Source organism: Pedobacter terrae (assembly GCF_036946585.1).
Lineage (GTDB): Bacteria > Bacteroidota > Bacteroidia > Sphingobacteriales > Sphingobacteriaceae > Pedobacter > Pedobacter terrae_C.
In genome coordinates, this window is sequence record NZ_JAQIIV010000019.1 from 1 (window position 1) to 17,402 (window position 17,402).

General features: G+C 40.4%; 12 protein-coding genes, 1 tRNA gene and 1 pseudogene. 8 read left to right on the forward strand and 6 right to left on the reverse strand.

Annotation, left to right across the window (positions count from 1 at the left end):
- Positions 1-283 precede the first annotated feature (283 nt).
- Positions 284-368: transfer RNA gene (locus tag PGN18_RS19005), tRNA-Ser, on the reverse strand.
- 313 nt (positions 369-681) lie between these two features.
- On the opposite strand from PGN18_RS19005, the gene PGN18_RS19010 reads away from it, so the two are divergent.
- On the forward strand, positions 682-849 hold the full coding sequence (locus tag PGN18_RS19010; RefSeq protein ID WP_335321164.1) for a hypothetical protein: 168 nt from the start codon (positions 682-684) through the stop codon (positions 847-849).
- A 213-nt stretch (positions 850-1,062) separates the two neighbouring features.
- Here the strand turns inward: PGN18_RS19010 and PGN18_RS19015 are convergent, their stop codons facing one another.
- The 5 genes and pseudogenes from PGN18_RS19015 to PGN18_RS19035 all read right to left on the reverse strand — a co-directional run bounded on the left by PGN18_RS19015 (position 1,063) and on the right by PGN18_RS19035 (position 5,032).
- The gene (locus PGN18_RS19015) at positions 1,063-1,416 is read right to left on the reverse strand and encodes a helix-turn-helix domain-containing protein (RefSeq protein WP_335321165.1); all 354 of its coding nucleotides are present in this window, start codon (positions 1,414-1,416) and stop codon (positions 1,063-1,065) included.
- Positions 1,394-1,879 (reverse strand): response regulator transcription factor, encoded by a 486-nt coding sequence (locus PGN18_RS19020; protein ID WP_335321166.1) that lies wholly within the window; start codon positions 1,877-1,879, stop codon positions 1,394-1,396. Before PGN18_RS19020 ends, PGN18_RS19015 begins: the two co-directional genes overlap by 23 nt.
- Positions 1,880-1,898: 19 nt before the next feature.
- Positions 1,899-2,611 (reverse strand): annotated as a pseudogene (locus PGN18_RS19025) (sensor histidine kinase).
- Positions 2,598-3,230 (reverse strand): triple tyrosine motif-containing protein, encoded by a 633-nt coding sequence (locus PGN18_RS19030; RefSeq protein ID WP_335321168.1) that lies wholly within the window; start codon positions 3,228-3,230, stop codon positions 2,598-2,600. The pseudogene PGN18_RS19025 and the gene PGN18_RS19030 overlap by 14 nt, the downstream one beginning before the upstream one ends.
- A 227-nt stretch (positions 3,231-3,457) precedes the next feature.
- Positions 3,458-5,032: a ligand-binding sensor domain-containing protein gene (locus tag PGN18_RS19035; RefSeq protein WP_335321169.1), complete on the reverse strand. Its 1,575-nt coding sequence runs from the start codon at positions 5,030-5,032 to the stop codon at positions 3,458-3,460.
- A gap of 875 nt (positions 5,033-5,907) precedes the next feature.
- Here PGN18_RS19035 and PGN18_RS19040 point away from each other — a divergent pair.
- From PGN18_RS19040 to PGN18_RS19070, 7 genes are all read left to right on the forward strand, one after another.
- Entirely contained in the window at positions 5,908-9,111 is a 3,204-nt protein-coding gene (locus PGN18_RS19040; RefSeq protein WP_335321170.1) for a SusC/RagA family TonB-linked outer membrane protein, read from the forward strand.
- A 19-nt stretch (positions 9,112-9,130) separates the two neighbouring features.
- Positions 9,131-11,035: a RagB/SusD family nutrient uptake outer membrane protein gene (locus tag PGN18_RS19045; RefSeq protein ID WP_335321171.1), complete on the forward strand. Its 1,905-nt coding sequence runs from the start codon at positions 9,131-9,133 to the stop codon at positions 11,033-11,035.
- 12 nt (positions 11,036-11,047) lie between these two features.
- Positions 11,048-11,749, forward strand: coding sequence for a DUF3823 domain-containing protein (locus PGN18_RS19050; protein ID WP_335321172.1), 702 nt, complete (start codon positions 11,048-11,050; stop codon positions 11,747-11,749).
- Positions 11,750-11,955: 206 nt separating this feature from the next.
- On the forward strand, positions 11,956-12,921 hold the full coding sequence (locus PGN18_RS19055; RefSeq protein WP_335321173.1) for a glycoside hydrolase family 43 protein: 966 nt from the start codon (positions 11,956-11,958) through the stop codon (positions 12,919-12,921).
- A gap of 115 nt (positions 12,922-13,036) precedes the next feature.
- Complete coding sequence (locus PGN18_RS19060; RefSeq protein ID WP_335321174.1) at positions 13,037-14,062, forward strand: glycoside hydrolase family 43 protein; 1,026 nt, start codon at positions 13,037-13,039, stop codon at positions 14,060-14,062.
- Positions 14,063-14,090: 28 nt separating this feature from the next.
- The gene (locus tag PGN18_RS19065) at positions 14,091-15,170 is read left to right on the forward strand and encodes a 1,4-beta-xylanase (RefSeq protein WP_335321175.1); all 1,080 of its coding nucleotides are present in this window, start codon (positions 14,091-14,093) and stop codon (positions 15,168-15,170) included.
- Positions 15,171-15,456: 286 nt separating this feature from the next.
- Complete coding sequence (locus tag PGN18_RS19070) at positions 15,457-17,307, forward strand: glycoside hydrolase family 2 protein (protein ID WP_335321176.1); 1,851 nt, start codon at positions 15,457-15,459, stop codon at positions 17,305-17,307.
- Positions 17,308-17,402 lie beyond the last annotated feature (95 nt).

Sequence of the window (17,402 nt, forward strand, 5' to 3'; positions counted from 1 at the left end):
AAAGCGTAGCCATGAATTCGCCATATAAATTGTGACAATTTTAAAAATTTCGGCATATCGAATAAAAAGAGAAAACCTGTAATTCTTCTAAAATTGCAGGATATCAAGCATTTAGCGCAAATTGAAGAAATCTCTTTTAAGTATTTGTGCAGAGAGGAAGGGATTTGAACCTATTCTTCCATTGAGCCGTATATCTTTTTTTTATACCTTTCGATAGAAAATTAGCCATGTTTCTTAGACATAAAAAAAATGGGTCTTAATAAGACCCATTTTTCCATTTCCGCGGAGAGCGAGGGATTCGAACCCCCGGACCTGTTACAGTCAACAGTTTTCAAGACTGCCGCATTCGACCACTCTGCCAGCTCTCCGCTGCAAAAGTAGGAATTTGGCGCTAATCTGCAAACCTTTTCCAGTCAAATATTTTAATTAATATTTTAAGCCTTGCTAATCATTTAGTTAGGGTGAGTAAAAAAAATGAGATAGCTTATAAATACGGGCATTTTACGCTGTTAATAGTCAAAATAGGTGTTGCAATTCAAACTAAATTGCTTCCTTAGGGTGAATTTTCTGTCTTTCCACCGATAAATACCCATTTCCTTCAACGGCAAAACAGATTAATCCGGCCAGTACTGAAATCGAAATCCAGAATTCGGAATAGGGCTTAAAATCCCTGCGGAAGTATTGATGAAGAATACGGCACCGATCAGTATCGGCAGATTAATCAGGCAAAATGTGCGGGTATACGTACCCAATGTTATGGCTAAACCAACCAATAATATGTATAACGATAATAAAGTGTGCCAGCAAGCTGATGCTGATTGCCGTACCCAAAAAGGCACCTCTCATTAAGTTACTAAAAGCTTGCATATTGATATAAAAATCAATGCCTTTCCACATTAATACGAGACCTAACAAGATTCTGAAAAAATCAAGCCATTTTGGGTGGTGTTGATCGCCCCAGTTTTCGATTTCTTAAGCATGTTCATAACATCTATATTTAGTTATAACAATTTACAAAAAAATAAAGGAAAATCACAATAGTTAACTGTCTGATTTTAAGGCTTATTTTTTTTCTGTATTCCTGCTGTTTAGATAATCAGTAGGTGACATACCGAACTGCTTGGCAAAATTCCGTCCGAAATGTGATTGCGAGCTATAACCGACCATTTCAGAGATTTCATAAATTTTTAACAATCCTTCATTTAAGAGTTCAGCAGCCTTTTTCAACCTCGCTAAATTAATCAGTTCATTCGGGCTTAGGTTGGAAATGGATTTAATTTTCCGGTAAAGGGTTGGCCGGCTCATGTTCATCTTCTCTGCCAGGTGTTCTACATCAAGATCCTGATTGCTGATGTTTTGATTAATGGTATCTTGTAATTTTTCTAAAAATAACTCATCGGCTTTCGAATAGGCCATGCTTTTCAGGTGAAGGAGGGGGTGAACTTGAAAAATATTCTTTAATCTTGTTTCTGTTCTTAAGCAGACTGGAAATCTGCACCTGTAAAAACTCTGGCGAAAAGGGCTTTTCTACATAGGCATCAGCTCCTAATTCTAAACCTGTCAATTTTAGACTGCAGCGAATTTTTGCCGTAAGTAAGATCACAGGGATATGGCTAAACTCAAGGGTAGATTTTACTTTGGCACAAAACTCAAAGCCGTCCATTTCGGGCATCATTACATCGCTAATAATGAGCTGAACGGCTTCACGTTGTAGTGTTGAAAAGGCTTCTTTGCCGTCTTTGGCCTGCAACACATGATATTTTTCTTCCAGATCATCCGAAATGAAATCCAGAATATCTTCATTGTCATCAACCAATAATACTACAGCCCTTTCCATATCAGTATTTTTTGTGGCAAACGTATCTACAATTTCTTCCATTTTCCATTCAGGTTAAATTCTATCCGTTGATGGATCGGCAGTTCCAATACAAATGTATTAAAATCATCTTCATTAAATCTAAATAAAGCTCCCCTCGATGCAGCTGCGCAAGCGATTTAGAAATCGATAGACCTATCCCTGTTCCTGCCTTTATTGCTGTTTCTTTGCCCCTAAAAAAAGGTTCAAATATCTTTTCCTTTATTTCCATAGGAATCCTATTCCATCATTTTTAACCTTCACCATAAAGGTATCATCATACTGCAGCGATAAGTTGATCTCAACCGTGGTTTTTCCATATTTAAGCGCATTGCTAACCAGATTGCTGATGATTTTATAAAAAGCCTCAATATCGATATAAGCATGTAGATTTTTCTCGGATAAATGAAGGTTATATAGGATGTTTTGCTGTTCTGCAGCCGGCTGGAACTGTATAAATATATCTTTTAAAATTTCAGAAATATCGGCTTTTACAAAATTTAATGAGAATTCGCTGGTTTCGGTTTTTCTGAAATCCAACAATTGGTTGGTTAATTTGAGCAAACGATCAGTGTTTCGACCCATAATCCGCAAGTTTTTTTCTATTGCGGGTATAGCATCAGCCTGTTTAATCAGTTTTTCCATCGGTCCGATAATTAACGTGAGCGGTGTTCTGATCTCGTGGGCAACATTGGTGAAAAATTCGATCTTGGCCTGATAAACTTCCTTCTGTTTTTCATGCTCAAAAACTTCCATCCGCCTGCTGTTTTTTACCGCGATTTTTTTGGTGATAACTTCGCACCAGCAGGAAAATAATTCCGCCAATCGCGATCAGATAAAGCAAATAGGCCAGGGGACTAAGGTAAAAAGGAGGGTATATTTTAATTAGCAGTTTAGCATTTTTTGTGCTCCAGTTTTTACTCCCTTCAACCAATGCTTTCACCTCAAAAATGTAATTGCCTGGCGCAAGTTTGGTAAAATAAACCTTACGGTTGGTTTTTAAATATTCCCAGTTTTTATAAAGCCCCGTCATTTTATAAGCATATTCTGTCATTTCGGGCGATAAGTAGCTTAAGGCTGCAAAATCGATACTGAAAGAGGATTGATTATGGTTAAGTTCGATGGTATCAGCATAAACGATGGATTTATTTGCAAGCGGATCTTTTCGGTTTGAACCAGTTTCTGAACCATTGATTTGAAACCCGGTCAGAAATACCGGCGGCGCATAGGTTGTGGCCTTTAAACTAGCCGGATTAAAGCTGATCAACCCTTTAACACTCCCAAAAAAGATTTGGCCATTTTCATTCTGATAGGCAGAACTGTAGTTGAACTGATCGGTGAGTAACCCGTTAGCCTTTGAGTAGGTTTTGCTCAAACCCGTAGCAGGATCAAAATGGATAAGCCCCCTGGTACTGCTAATCCAGAATTTATTTAGGGCATCTTCTTCAATGCGGAACAGGTAATTGCTGGGAAAACCATTTTTTATTCCATAGCGTTTGAATTGATGTGTTTGCTGATTGAACCTGCAAAGTCCTCCGCCATCAGTAGTTATCCAGATGTGCTTTTGGCTATCTTCGAAAATGCTATTTACTGAGTTATGGCTTAAACTTTTTGGATCCTTCGGACATTCCTGTAGTTTACATAACCAGGTTTGGATAAATTAAACTGAAATACGCCATCGTTAAAACTGCCCGCCCAGATATTGCCCTTACTATCTTCCATAACCGAATCATAAAAAATAAAAGGAAGGCCTGCAATAGGATCAAAATTGTCGCTTTTACGGTTGTAGCGGTAAATGCCATTAATGGTTCCAACCAGGATATCACCCGATCGTGTTTTACAAAAAGTAACAATAAAATTGGTGCGTAGGGTATTTCCGGCACCTGCCTGATAATGTCTAATTACCTTTTCTGTTTTTAGGTCTAAAACATCCAAGCCATGTTCAAAAGTGCCAATCCAGAGTCTGTCGCCATCAACCAATAAGCCATGAATATTGGAATAAGCAATGCTCCCGGGTTTTCCATCTGGTAAAAAGTGTTTAAATACGCCTGTTTTGATGTTCAATTTATTTAGTCCGGCATCTTCCGTACCAATCCATAAATTACCAGCCCGATCTTTCGTAATTTCCCGTACATCGCTTCCACTGATTGAATTTGTACCATTTTGCGGAAAGTATTTGGTAAACAATGAAGTATGGCTCGAGTAATAATTTACGCCTCCAAAGTAGGTGCCTGCCCAAACACCACCTTCACGGTCAATACAAATGCTATAAACCGCATTATCGCTTAAAGAATAATCGTTATTGTATTGCTTTTTGAGGTGGATGATTGCTCCACTCTCGTCATTATAAATGTAAATGCCCGATTCTGTCGCAATCCAAAACTCGTGTGTGCCTCTTTTTTTAATGTCGCGAACAAAGATTGGCGTTTTGTCGTCGTTTAACATCAGTATGTTTTTTGATGTTAAGGTAACAGGGTTGAAAAGTTTAACACCTTGATTGGTGGTGCCGACTAATAAATTCCCATCTTCAGTTTCTGCAATTCTGGATACCCATCCGTATTCTGCTTTAGCATTTTTTCCATTAATATTAAACTGCTGAAAATTATTCGTTTTGGGATTATACTTTTCCAGCGTTCCCTTTCCGGTACTGATCCATACACTGCCATCTTTTAAAACCGTTACAAGCGAAGCATCAAATGGTGCATGATGTGCAAACGCCTGTATTTTCCTGGTACGCTTTTGATATACATATATTTTAAATGAAGACAGTATCCATAAATTTCCCTGTTGATCGCTAGCTAAGTCTGTAATCCTCATTCCTTTAGTGTCGGCAATCATGGTAAAGTTTTCTTTGTCCGGATTATACTGGTAAACACCATTATTAGTACCTACCCAAAGCGTTTTTCCCTGATCATAATGGAGTGCCGAAATTAGGTCATTGCCCAAGCTGCCTGCCTTTTCAGTATCGTGGCGATAGGTTTTAAAAGTATAGCCATCAAAACGGTTTAAGCCATCTTTCGTACCAAGCCACATAAAGCCGTTTCCGTCCTGCACGCTGCAAAAGGCCGTATTATTAGAAAGACCGTTTTCAACCTGGTAATGCCTGAAATAATAAGGCTGTGCCAAAAGCAGCTTGGCCGAAAAGAACAGATGTAAAAGGATGATGAGTTTTTTCAAGAGATCTTGGTCAGTAGCTTCAAATATATTAAAGAAATGTTTCGCTTTCAGGCTAATTTAAATTTGAGCAGATATGTAGCAAGATTGAGACGAATCAGTTTGTACCCGCAAATTGATAACTGCCAACTGCCAACTAATTTGGGCGTTTCACCATGCTGCGCAAGGGGCGGGCTTTTCAAGGCTTCGCTTTGCTACGGTACCGATGAAGGATCGGCACTGAACCCTTCCAATCCCTAACGCAAAAACCCAGAGTAGCGTAAAGACTTCACAGGTTTTTAAACGACACAGCCCTAAATCAGGCATTAAAATGAATATACAAAGCCGAATTAAACCTGTGAGGTCTGATCTAAAGACTACTGATAGATGTTAAAGGAAAGTTTTTAATTTTTGTTTAGGTTAGCCTGAAAAAGAGCGAAATGTAGTTTTGGGATTCTTTGTTTTTAATAATAAAAAAGATGTTGAAATAAATTCAGCATGACGATCGTCTTGAATATGTCCTAAAAATAAACAATGCTTGATGTAAATGTGTCCACACGATAGTCGAAGGCGAGAATCTTAAAGCTTATTGCATCTCGAATCCCGATCAGGTTGGGAATGACGATTCCATATTATACATTAACTTTTTTCTTAATCTATCATGCTAATCCATTGCCATTAAGATCCTGAACTGAAGTCAGGACAACGCACTGAGCGGCATTTCTGTGTTGCTGAGCCTCCGTGGCTAAACCGGCTCCTTAAACACAAATCGAGACAAAATGAAGAAAGATTGATACAAATGTATATCCCTCTTAAAAGCTAAAAACCGAATCTTTGAAAAGAATTAAATGGAAACTAAAACCATTTACTTCCAGTAATAACCAAATCTCTAACCAAATATGAAAAGAAGTTTATTTTCCTATGAAGGCTTTGTAAGCCCAGATCGGTACTTGCTTCAAAAGTTCTTTCTGAAAAGCAAAATCCGCTCTGCTATTTTAACCTCACTTACGTTATTCTTATTTTCATTTCAGCTGATTGCACAGGAACAAAGTACGGTTACCGGTACAGTGACCGACGAGAAGGGTGAAACAGTTGTGGGCGCCAGCATTAAAATTAAAGGCACCAGCACGGGGGCAACAACGGATGCTGACGGGAAGTTTAAAATTCAGGTGGCCGATAAAAATGCAACCCTGATTTTCATTTATGTAGGTTATGCCAATCAGGAAATTGCACTGGCAGGCCGTTCGCAGCTTAATGTTAAACTTAAACCTTCCGATAACGATCTTTCAGAAGTGGTGGTAGTGGGTTACAACACACAGAAAAAGGAAGCCATAACCGGGGCCATTTCCTCCATCAGCAGTAAAGACCTCGAAAAAGTACATGGAGGCTCAACCGTGAGTACAGGCCTTGCCGGTAAACTGCCCGGCGTATCTTTCAGGATGCCTGATGGCAGACCAGGATCGAGTGCCAACATCCAGATCCGTAACATGGGCAATCCGTTGTATGTTATAGACGGGATTCAGCAGGATGCCGGTCAGTTTAATAATATTTCTCCCAATGATATCGAAACCATTAGTGTACTAAAAGATGCTTCGGCCGCCATTTATGGTAGCAGGGCCGCCAATGGGGTAATTTTGGTGACAACTAAAAGAGGTAAAAACAGTACACGCAATACCTTTAGTGTTGATGCTTATACCGGATGGCAGAACTGGGTACGTTTCCCGGAAACAACCGATGCTTACCAATGGATGTTAGGAAAGGCTACCGCAGAGTTGAATCAAAACGGCAAAACTGATATTACCCCGGCCGAACTGGAAAAATGGAAGGCGGGAACAGAATATGGTTATCAGAGCCAGAATTGGAAAGATATCATCATAGCGCCCAATGCGCCACAATCTTCTATTAATTTAAGTGCTTCTGGTGGCAGCGATAAGGTAAATTATTACTTTTCGGGCACACACCTAGATCAGAAAGGGGTATATGGAAAGGAAAGGGAATTCGATTTTAAAAGAACCAATATCCAGAGTAATATCGAGGCTAAAATAACCGACCGTTTTAAAGTGGGTATGCTCATTAATGGCCGTATAGAAAGCCGCGATCAACCTGGTGTACCAGGTGGAGATGATTACTGGGCTGCCCGTTTTGCCTTATTACGAAACAGACCAACGGAGCAAGCCTATGCCAATGGCAACCCAAATTATCCTAATGATATCGGGCACAATACCGAACAATTTGCCGTACAAAGTAAAGCCTTAACCGGTTACTGGAAATCAGATTGGAGGGTATTGCAGACCAATTTATCAGCAAGTTATGATACCCCTATTAAAGGGTTGGAAATTAAAGGGTTGTATTCTTATTATATCGCCGATAACGTAATTAATGGCCATGAGTATACCTACAATGTTTATACTTACCATCCGGAAACTGGTATTTACGAAGAAAAAGTAGGAAGCTCTAATCCTTACAGGGAACGCAGAAACGAAAAGATATACACCAATACCTATCAGGTACAGGCCAACTATAACCGTACTTTTGGCAAACACACTATTGGAGGTGTTTTGGTAGCGGAGCGTTTAGATCGTTTTAGAACCTATACTTTCCAGCATGCCGTACCACAAACCAATATTTTGCCTGTTTTGCAGTTCGCTGATATGGACGGTCAGGATTTTGCAGACATTCAGGAAGAAGAGGCCCGTATTGGTTACGTAGCCAGGTTAAACTATAATTATGACAACAAATATTACCTGGAACTTTCTGGTCGTAGAGATGCCTCATGGAAGTTTGCTCCCGACAGACGTGTAGGTTATTTCCCTTCTGCATCCATCGGTTGGAGAATTACCCAGGAGGAATTTATGAAATCGCTATTAGGTGAAAGCACAATCTTAAATGATTTAAAACTTCGTGCCTCATACGGTGTACTAGGTGATGATGATCTGGGTATCGATCCTTTTGCCTACATTCCGGGATACCGCTACAATCAGGGCACTGTGATTTTGGATGGAAAAAATATTACCACCTCGAGAGATAAAGGGCCGGTAATCAATAACCTTACCTGGTTTAAGAGCAAAATTACAGATATTGGTCTGGATTTTTCATTGTTCAACAGTAAACTTAGTGGAACTGCAGATTATTTCTACAGAAAACGTACCGGCTTAAAGCAGGTTAAAAATGATGTATTGGTACCAATCGAACTGGGGTATCCACTGGCAGCAGAAAACCTGGAAAGTGATGCGCAGTTCGGAGCCGAATTTGCTTTAAATTACCGGGATAAGATCGGAGAATTCAACTACAACGTGGGTGGAAATATCTCCATCAGCCGGAGAAAATTTTTAGATCAGTATAAGCCTCGTTATGGCAACTCATGGGACAATTACAGAAACAGCTACAATCAGCGTTATACCGATATTTTTTGGGGATATGAAGTAACCGGACAGTTTCAGAACATTGACGAGATCAATAATTATAAAGTAAACATCGATGGACAGGGAAACCGCTCTTTATTGCCAGGCGATTTAATTTACAAGGATCAGAACGGCGACGGTGTCATCAATGATCTGGATCAAAGGCCAATCGGATATACCACAACGGGCCAGCCAAATATCGGCTTTGGTTTCACCATTGGTGGTTCTTACAAAAACTTCGATTTTACTGCAGATTTTTCAGGCGGAGCGATGTACTCCTGGAACCAGAACTGGGAACAGCGTTGGGCATTCCAGAATACAGGAGCCTTATTGCAGAATTTTGCTGATGACAGCTGGCACCGTAGCAATCCATACGACCTGAACAGCGCATGGATCCCAGGCAAATACCCTGCATTGCGTTTTAATGATGGCGGACACAGCAACTATAATAAAAACTCTACCTTCTGGCTGCATAATGTAAGGTATCTACGCGCCCGTACGCTTGAAATCGGTTATACCATACCAAAAAGATGGGCCGAAAAAATCAAGATCCAGAATGCCCGGGTCTATGTAAACGGATACAACCTGTTTTCTATCGATAACCTGAGCGATTATGGTGTAGACCCTGAAATTGCAGATGATAACGGATTGCAATACCCACAGAACAAGTTTTTTAACATCGGACTTAAATTAACGCTGTAACATGAAAACGACTAATCAGATGAAAAAAATTATATATGCATTTGCTGCCATTGCCTTTTTAAGTTTTGCGCAGTCGTGTAAAAAAGATTCAGCATTTTTAGATAAACAACCCACCAGTACGCTGCCCATCGATGCGGTGTGGAAAGATCCTAATCTGGTATTAACCGTTGTTGGCGATCTTTACGACCGTTATCCGGATTACCAGACCATTGAAGCCTGGTGGACTTTTACAGATTTTGACGAAGGTTTTGCATCTGCCAGCGGTGATTATTTTCGACACCAGAACTTAGAGTACGGTTACGATGCCTGGAGATACTGGGATATGGGTACTTATGGTTATATCCGCGACTTAAACATGTTTATTAAACGTGGTCAGGAATCTACCGCTTTAAAAGCAGAAGACCGCGATCGTTTCCTGGCCGAAGCACGTTTTATCAGGGCAGGAGTGTATTTCGAAATGGTAAAAAGGATGGGTGGTGTGCCATTGATCACAACCGTTTTAGATTACGATTACAGCGGCGACCCAAGCTATCTTCAGTTTCCAAGGGCAAAAGAAACCGAAATCTATGATTTTGTGATTGCTGAATTGGAAGCTGTTAAAAACATATTGCCAGATAATCCATCTGTACAGAGCAGAGCCACAAAAGCTGCGGCATTGGCCATGGAATCAAGAGCAGCATTGTATGCCGGTTCAATTGCTAAATACAGCAATTCGCAATTAACCTTGCCTGGTGGTGAGGTGGGTATATCATCAAGCCAGTCCAACGGTTATTTTACCAAAGCATTAGCTGCGGCAAAAGAGATTATCGACGGTGGTAAATATTCACTTTATAAAAAGAACCCTAATTTATCCGAAAATTTTGCCGCGCTTTTCACTGATAAAGGCAGCAATCCGGAAGTGATTTTTGCAAAAGATTTTAAATTAAAAACAAATAAAGTTCATGGTTTTACCATTGATAATCAACCACGTTCTTCTGCCGAAGAGGCACAGGGCGGGCGTTTAAACCCTTCATTAAATCTCGTTCAGTCTTTCGAAAAACTGGATAATACCTATGCTTCTATGGCTTCGGTTGATGCCAATGGCAATCCGGTATATTATACCAATATCACCGATATTTTTGCAGGCCGTGATGCACGTTTGGCCGGAACGGTGATTCTTCCGGGAACACAGTTTAAAGGTAAAACGGTTGATATCTGGGCAGGTTATCAATTGGCTAACGGTACCATCATTACCGGAGATAATTTCGGGCAGAGCAAAAGTGATGTGCTGCCAGATAATCCGGCATCGGTACAGGTAGTGGGAAGAGATGGTCCGGTTGATGGATTGGAATTCAGCGCACAATCAGGTTTTTATGTCCGCAAATATTTAGATCCGGCAACAGGATCAGGTCAGATCGGTACCCGTAGCGATGTTTGGTGGATCCGCTACCGTTATGCCGAGGTGTTGTTAAACGCAGCCGAAGCAGCCTTCGAACTGGGTGATGCCGCTACAGCAGCCAACTACATCAAACAGGTAAGAGACCGTGCTGGTTTAACCACAGCCTTAACACCTGCGCAAATTACTTTCGACCGTATTGTACATGAGCGTAAAGTAGAATTCGCTTTTGAAGGACATGAACTGTGGGACATGAAACGCTGGAGACTGGCAGATAAAGTTTGGAACGGCAGTAACATGTCGGCAGGCGATTTTATTAATGCGACTAATATTGGTAGCGCCACCCGTACCAGTACGCAGGTATTTGGCTTGTGGCCCTACAAATATTATAATCCCGGCAACGCCAATCATCTGAAATATATTTTTAAAGTGATTAAGCCAAGCCGCGTAACCGCTGCACACCGTTTCCGTATCGGTAATTATTACTCATCTATTGGACAGGATGTGCTTAACGGAAACCCTAAAATTGTAAGAAACCCTAACCAATAAGCAGATATAGATATGAAAATTAGATTTTATTTCATGATAGGAGCACTTATTGCCGTACTTTTTGCTTCGTGTAAAAAAGATAATTATGATGCACCCGAAGCCGATTTTAACGGTCGGATCGTATATAAGGGAGAACCCATCAGTGTTCAATATGGTCAGGTGAATTTCGAACTCTGGCAATCAGGTTTTGGGAACTACTCTGCAATAAATGTGAATGTGAGCCAGGACGGAACCTATTCTGCCAAATTATTCAATGGAGATTATAAACTGGTTTTTTCACCAAATCAGGGACCTTTTTTATGGAAAAAGAACGCTGCTGGTAAACAGGATACCATTTCGGTAAACATCAGCGGTAGCAAAACCATGGATATCGAGGTAATGCCATATTATATGATCCGAGGAGCAACGCTCACCGCTGCAGCAGGCAAAGTAAATGCTTTTTGTAAGCTCGAGAAAATCATTACCAATGCTGATGCTAAGGATATTGAAAATGTATCGCTTTACATTAACAAAACACAGTTTGTAGACGGCAGTAATAACATCGCTACCCAGCAGATCAGCGGTGCAGCCATCGCCGACCTCAATAACCTGAACATGAGTGTAACGATCCCAGACGTTACGCCTACGCAAAATTATGTTTTTGCAAGGATAGGGGTTAAAATTGCCGGTGTTGACGATTTGATTTTTACGCCTGTAAGCAAATTAAGTTTTTAAGAGCAGGATAGTGATTCTATTAGAATGCTCGTCATTGCGAGAAAGAACGACAGCTGGTCCCGACAGTTCGGAGAAGCAATCTTTCATGGCAACAATTCAGCAACAAAGATTGCTTCGTAGGCTGAAAAGCCTCCTCGCAATGACGATACCTTAGAATGATAAGATATTTTTTAATTTATTTATTATCAGTAATTTAATTTTAATAAATGAAATATATTTACGCCATTTTTTTCTGTTTCTCGCTATGTTTTATCAGTAAAGAACTAGTTGCCCAACAGCTAAATGATACCCTATACCTTGCCGATCCAACTGTTTTCGTAGATAAAGGCAGCTATTATTTATATGGTACCAGCAGTGATCAGGGATTTTTGGTTTATGTTTCAAAAGATCTTAAAACCTGGAAAAGAAAGTCAGAAAATAATGGTTTTGCATTAAAAACGGGTGATGCTTTCGGGAGCAAGGGTTTTTGGGCACCACAGGTATTTAAAAGGGGAAATACTTATTATATGGCTTATACCGCTGATGAGCAGATTGCCATTGCCAAGAGTAAAAGTCCGTTGGGTCCATTTAAACAGAAAAAATTGAAAGCCATTTCAGGATTAGGGAAACAGATTGACCCCTTTGTATTTACGGATACTGATGGAAAAAATTACCTCTATCATGTTAAACTTGATCAGGGTAACCGGATTTTTGTAGCAGAAATGAAAGCTGATTTTTCGGATATCATACCGGAAACAACACATGCCTGTTTGGCAGGAACTGAACCCTGGGAGAATACGGCGAACGCAGATTGGCCGGTAACAGAAGGGCCAACAGTTCTTAAAAAGAACAATCTTTACTATCTTTTTTATTCGGCAAACGATTTCCGGAATCCCGATTATGCGGTGGGTTACGCTACTTCAAGCTCGCCTACAGGACCGTGGATAAAATATACAGGCAACCCGATCATCAGTAAAAAAATATTGAAAATAAATGGTACTGGCCATGGCGATTTTTTTACTGATAAAAATGGGGTATTACAATATGTATTTCATACGCATTATAACAATCAAAAAGTATCGCCAAGAGCTACAGCTATTATAAAAGCTGCTTTTGTAAGTGAAAAAAGTGGAGATTATCGTCTGCAGATCGATCCTGAAAGCTTTCGCTTTTTAAGTCTTGGGATAGAATGATCTTGTAAAGATATTGAATCAAAAGAAGGTCCTTTAATAAAAGAAATTAATTTTAATAGATTAAGAAAAATGCTGCAATCTGTGGGTAAAAAACAGCTAGTGTAAAGTTATAAAAATGAATACATTAAAAATAAACTTATTGTTTTTGTTTTGCCTTTTAGTAATTGAAGGGTTAAATGCACAAACATTTACCAATCCCTTGTTGCCATCTGGTGCTGATCCTTATAGTTATTATAAAGATGGTTATTACTATTACACCCATACTGCTGGTAATAGGATAGATCTCTGGAAAACCAAAACCCTGGATGGTTTAAAAGATGCCGAGCGCAAAACCATCTGGAAAGCGCCAGCCGGAACCCTATACAGTAAAGAGATCTGGGCGCCTGAGGTAATGTTTTTAAGAGGAAAATGGTATGCCTATTTTGCTGCAGATGACGGAAGAAACGAAAACCACCGCATGTATGTGTTGGAAAATGCCTCTGCCGACCCGATGAAAGGCGAGTGGATATTTAAAGGCAAAATTAGCGACTCAACCGATAAATGGGCCATAGATGGTGATGTAATTGATTTTAAAGGCCAGTTGTACATGATCTGGTCGGGATGGGAGGGAGACAAAAATGGGAAACAGGAGATTTTTATTGCTAAACTTAAAAATCCCTGGATGGTAGATGGGCAACGCGTAAAAATTTCTACTCCAAAATTCGACTGGGAAAAAAACGGCGATTTAGGCGGGGGAGAACATGTTGATGTAAACGAAGGTCCGCAGTTTTTGGTGCATGGAAACAAAGTTTTCATCATTTATTCGGCAAGTGGTTGCTGGACTGATTTTTATGCCTTGGGTATGCTATCTGCTTCAGCAAGGAGCAACCTGCTCGATCCGGCTTCCTGGACAAAATTTAATGAACCTGTCTTTCAGCAGTCGCCAAAAGATGGCATTTATGCACCAGGGCATAATTCATTTTTTAAATCGCCTGATGGCAGAGAAGATTGGATCCTATATCACGCCAATGATAAACCGGGCCAGGGCTGCGGAGGTTTCCGTTCGCCCCGGGCCCAAAAGTTCTCCTGGAATAGCGATGGTACACCAAATTTTGGAACTCCGGTAAAAGTAGGGTTGAGCTTAACATCACCATCAAATTGAAACAAAAAATAACCAGATAAATACCGATATGAATTTAAAAAACTATGCACTATTTGCCATACTGAGCCTAAGCCTCAACACTGGTTTTGCGCAAAAAGCAAAAAAAAGTACCGAACCTGCTAAGGTTTGGCCCGTAGAAAAAGCCAATGCCTGGTACAAAGAACATAAATGGTTAACAGGCGCAAATTATATTCCTTCCAATGCCATTAACCAATTAGAAATGTGGCAGGCTGATACTTTTTCTCCTGATCTAATCGATAAAGAATTGGGATGGGCCGAAGGAATCGGCTTTAATACCTTACGTGTATTCCTGTTCAGTAAAGCCTGGAGCCAGGATCCAGCGGGTTTTAAAAAGAGAATGGATCAATTTTTAACCATTACTCAAAAACATGGCATTAAACCGATGTTTGTTTTTTTTGATGACTGCTGGAATAAAACTTCAGCCATTGGCAAACAGCCAGCACCAAAAACAGGCATTCACAATTCTGGTTGGTTACAGGATCCCGGCGATCCGGCTTTTAAGGAAGAAGCTAATTTTCCGGAACTTGAAAAATATGTAAAAGATGTGCTGAACCATTTTGCCCATGATAAAAGAATTTTGCTTTGGGATTTATATAACGAACCTGGAAACAGTGGGAAGTTAGAAGCTACGATACCTTTGCTAACTAAAACCATCGGCTGGGCAAGATCTGTTAACCCAGATCAACCGATTTCCATTGGCTTGTGGAGCTGGGGTTTTGAAAAGCTTAACGAAATACAGTTGGCCAATTCGGATATTGTAACCTACCATAACTACGAGGCACCAGAATGGCACCAAAGAACCATTGATCTGCTAAAAGCTAGCGGCCGACCATTAATTTGTACGGAATATATGGCGAGATCGCGGAACAGCCGTTTCGCTAACATTTTGCCAATGTTAAAAGAAGAAAATGTTGGCGCCATAAATTGGGGCTTCGCTGCCGGTAAAACCAATACCAAATATGCCTGGGATACACCGCTTGCCGATGGATCTGAACCGATTGAATGGTTTCACGAAATTTTTCAGCCTGATGGTACGCCATACCGACAGGATGAAGTTAACCTGATTAAAAAACTTAATAATAAATAAATTATTGTTAGGCTGAGCGGAGTTGAAGACGCTTAGTTAAAAAAAGCCCTTTAAATGCGCGATTGCTAGTTTTCGGTACCGGTCGTCATTCCCGCTTAGGCGGGAATTTTAAACCCTATTGCATTAAGATTCCCAATCCAGGTTGGGAATGACGACTCCTCGTAGCCTATTAATTCAAAGATGTGATTTATATTGATTTTACGAAATAAGTAAATCCTCAGGGAAATATCTTCTGCTTACAATAACTACATCGCAATCCCAACCTAAACACACAAATTGTAAACAAATGAATAAAAAAGTATCAATTATCTTATCACTGCTGGGGCTATCACTTTCCCTATCTGCACAGCAGCAAAACAAATCATGGTCGATGGTAAAAGGGAAAATCTCTTCACCATGGGCACAGGAAGTTAACCCCAAAAATGTATTGCCAGAATATCCACGTCCTCAGCTTGAGCGCAGTGATAACTGGAAAAACCTAAATGGACTTTGGAATTATGCCATTTCGGAAAAATCACAACGTCCGGCCATTAATCAAGGGAAAATTTTGGTTCCTTTTGCTGTAGAGTCTGCACTTTCTGGTGTAGGCAAAACCGTTGGTAAGGATAGCCTTTTGTGGTATAAAACCGTGTTCACGGTTCCTGCGAACATGAAGGGAAAAGAAATTTTACTTCACTTTGGTGCGGTTGATTGGAGATCGACCGTTAGTATCAATGGCAAGGAAGTAGGTAAACATGAAGGTGGTTTTGATCCTTTCAGCTTTAATATTACCCCATTTTTGAATAAAGGCGGTAACCAAACGCTAACTGTACAAGTTTGGGATCCTACGGATGAAGGCCCTCAGCCAAGAGGAAAACAGGTGAAAAAACCAGAAGGCATTTGGTATACACCCGTGACGGGTATCTGGCAAACGGTGTGGATAGAAGCAGTTAACAAATCACATATACAACACCTAAAAATTACACCCGATATCGACCAGCAAGCAGTAATGGTTATTCCATCTATAATTGGGTCAGGGGCAGACCAGGTTAAGGTTTCGGCATGGGATGGCGCAACAAAAGTGGCTGAGCAGGTCGCTGATGGTAATGGCGCAATCACTTTAAAAATAGCCAATCCAAAGTTATGGAGTCCAAAAAGTCCATTTTTATACGATTTAAAAGTAGAGCTGATGGCCAAAAATAAAAAGGTAGATGAGGTGAAAAGTTATTTCGCCATGCGCAAGAGTTCAATGGGCAAAGATCAGAATGGTATCCAGCGCATGCTGTTAAACAATGAGTTTGTATTTCAGTATGGTCCGCTTGATCAGGGCTGGTGGCCAGATGGTTTGTATACCGCACCAACAGATGCCGCCTTGAAATTCGATATCGATAAAACCAAAGAAATGGGTTTTAATATGATCAGAAAACACATCAAGGTAGAACCAGCCCGCTGGTATTACTATTGTGATAAAGCCGGTATGTTGGTTTGGCAGGATATGCCAAGCGGCGATTTGGGTAATGGCTGGGAAAACCGTCCGGGTGTGTTAGACCATGGCTCGGATCAAAACAGAACTGCCGAATCAGAAGGTTATTACAGAAAAGAATGGAATGCCATTATCGAAGCCCTATACAATGTGCCTTCAATAGTAGTGTGGACACCTTTCAACGAAGCCTGGGGCCAGTTTAAAACGGTAGAAATTGCCAAATGGACCAAAGAAAAAGATCCATCAAGGTTGGTCAATACAGCCAGTGGTGGTAACTTCCATCCGGTTGGCGATATCATCGATCTGCACAATTATCCGCACCCCGCTATGCCAAGTCCTGATTATTTTGGAAAAGATTATGCCCTGGTATTGGGTGAATTTGGTGGACTCGGACTGCCTATTGATGGCCATGTTTGGCAACAGAAGAATAACTGGGGTTATCAGAGTTTTAAAAACAAAACAGACCTGTTTAACAAGTACGCAGAGTTTGGAAAACGTTTGACAGAGTTAATTCCTTTAGGACTTTCTGCCGGGGTATACACCCAAACTACTGATGTTGAAGTAGAAACCAACGGATTGATGACCTACGATAGAAAAGACATCAAATTCTCAGAAATACAGATGAAAGCGCTACACGATAACTTATACAAAATTAACGTGGCGGTACAGAAATAAAATTTTCATAACTGTCATCTCAGCTCTGTTGCGCTTCGTTATAGCTGAAAGAATTAACTAGTATGGTCGTCATTGCGAGGAGGAACGACGAAGCC

What these genes read in the sequence shown, in the direction of transcription:
- PGN18_RS19015 (WP_335321165.1), bottom strand. Translation starts at nt 1,416, where the DNA reads ATGGCCTATTCGAAAGCCGATGAGTTATTTTTAGAAAAATTACAAGAT.
- PGN18_RS19020 (WP_335321166.1), bottom strand. Translation starts at nt 1,879, where the DNA reads ATGGAAGAAATTGTAGATACGTTTGCCACAAAAAATACTGATATGGAA.
- PGN18_RS19040 (WP_335321170.1), top strand. Translation starts at nt 5,908, where the DNA reads ATGAAAAGAAGTTTATTTTCCTATGAAGGCTTTGTAAGCCCAGATCGG.
- PGN18_RS19045 (WP_335321171.1), top strand. Translation starts at nt 9,131, where the DNA reads ATGAAAAAAATTATATATGCATTTGCTGCCATTGCCTTTTTAAGTTTT.
- PGN18_RS19050 (WP_335321172.1), top strand. Translation starts at nt 11,048, where the DNA reads ATGAAAATTAGATTTTATTTCATGATAGGAGCACTTATTGCCGTACTT.
- PGN18_RS19055 (WP_335321173.1), top strand. Translation starts at nt 11,956, where the DNA reads ATGAAATATATTTACGCCATTTTTTTCTGTTTCTCGCTATGTTTTATC.
- PGN18_RS19060 (WP_335321174.1), top strand. Translation starts at nt 13,037, where the DNA reads ATGAATACATTAAAAATAAACTTATTGTTTTTGTTTTGCCTTTTAGTA.
- PGN18_RS19065 (WP_335321175.1), top strand. Translation starts at nt 14,091, where the DNA reads ATGAATTTAAAAAACTATGCACTATTTGCCATACTGAGCCTAAGCCTC.
- PGN18_RS19070 (WP_335321176.1), top strand. Translation starts at nt 15,457, where the DNA reads ATGAATAAAAAAGTATCAATTATCTTATCACTGCTGGGGCTATCACTT.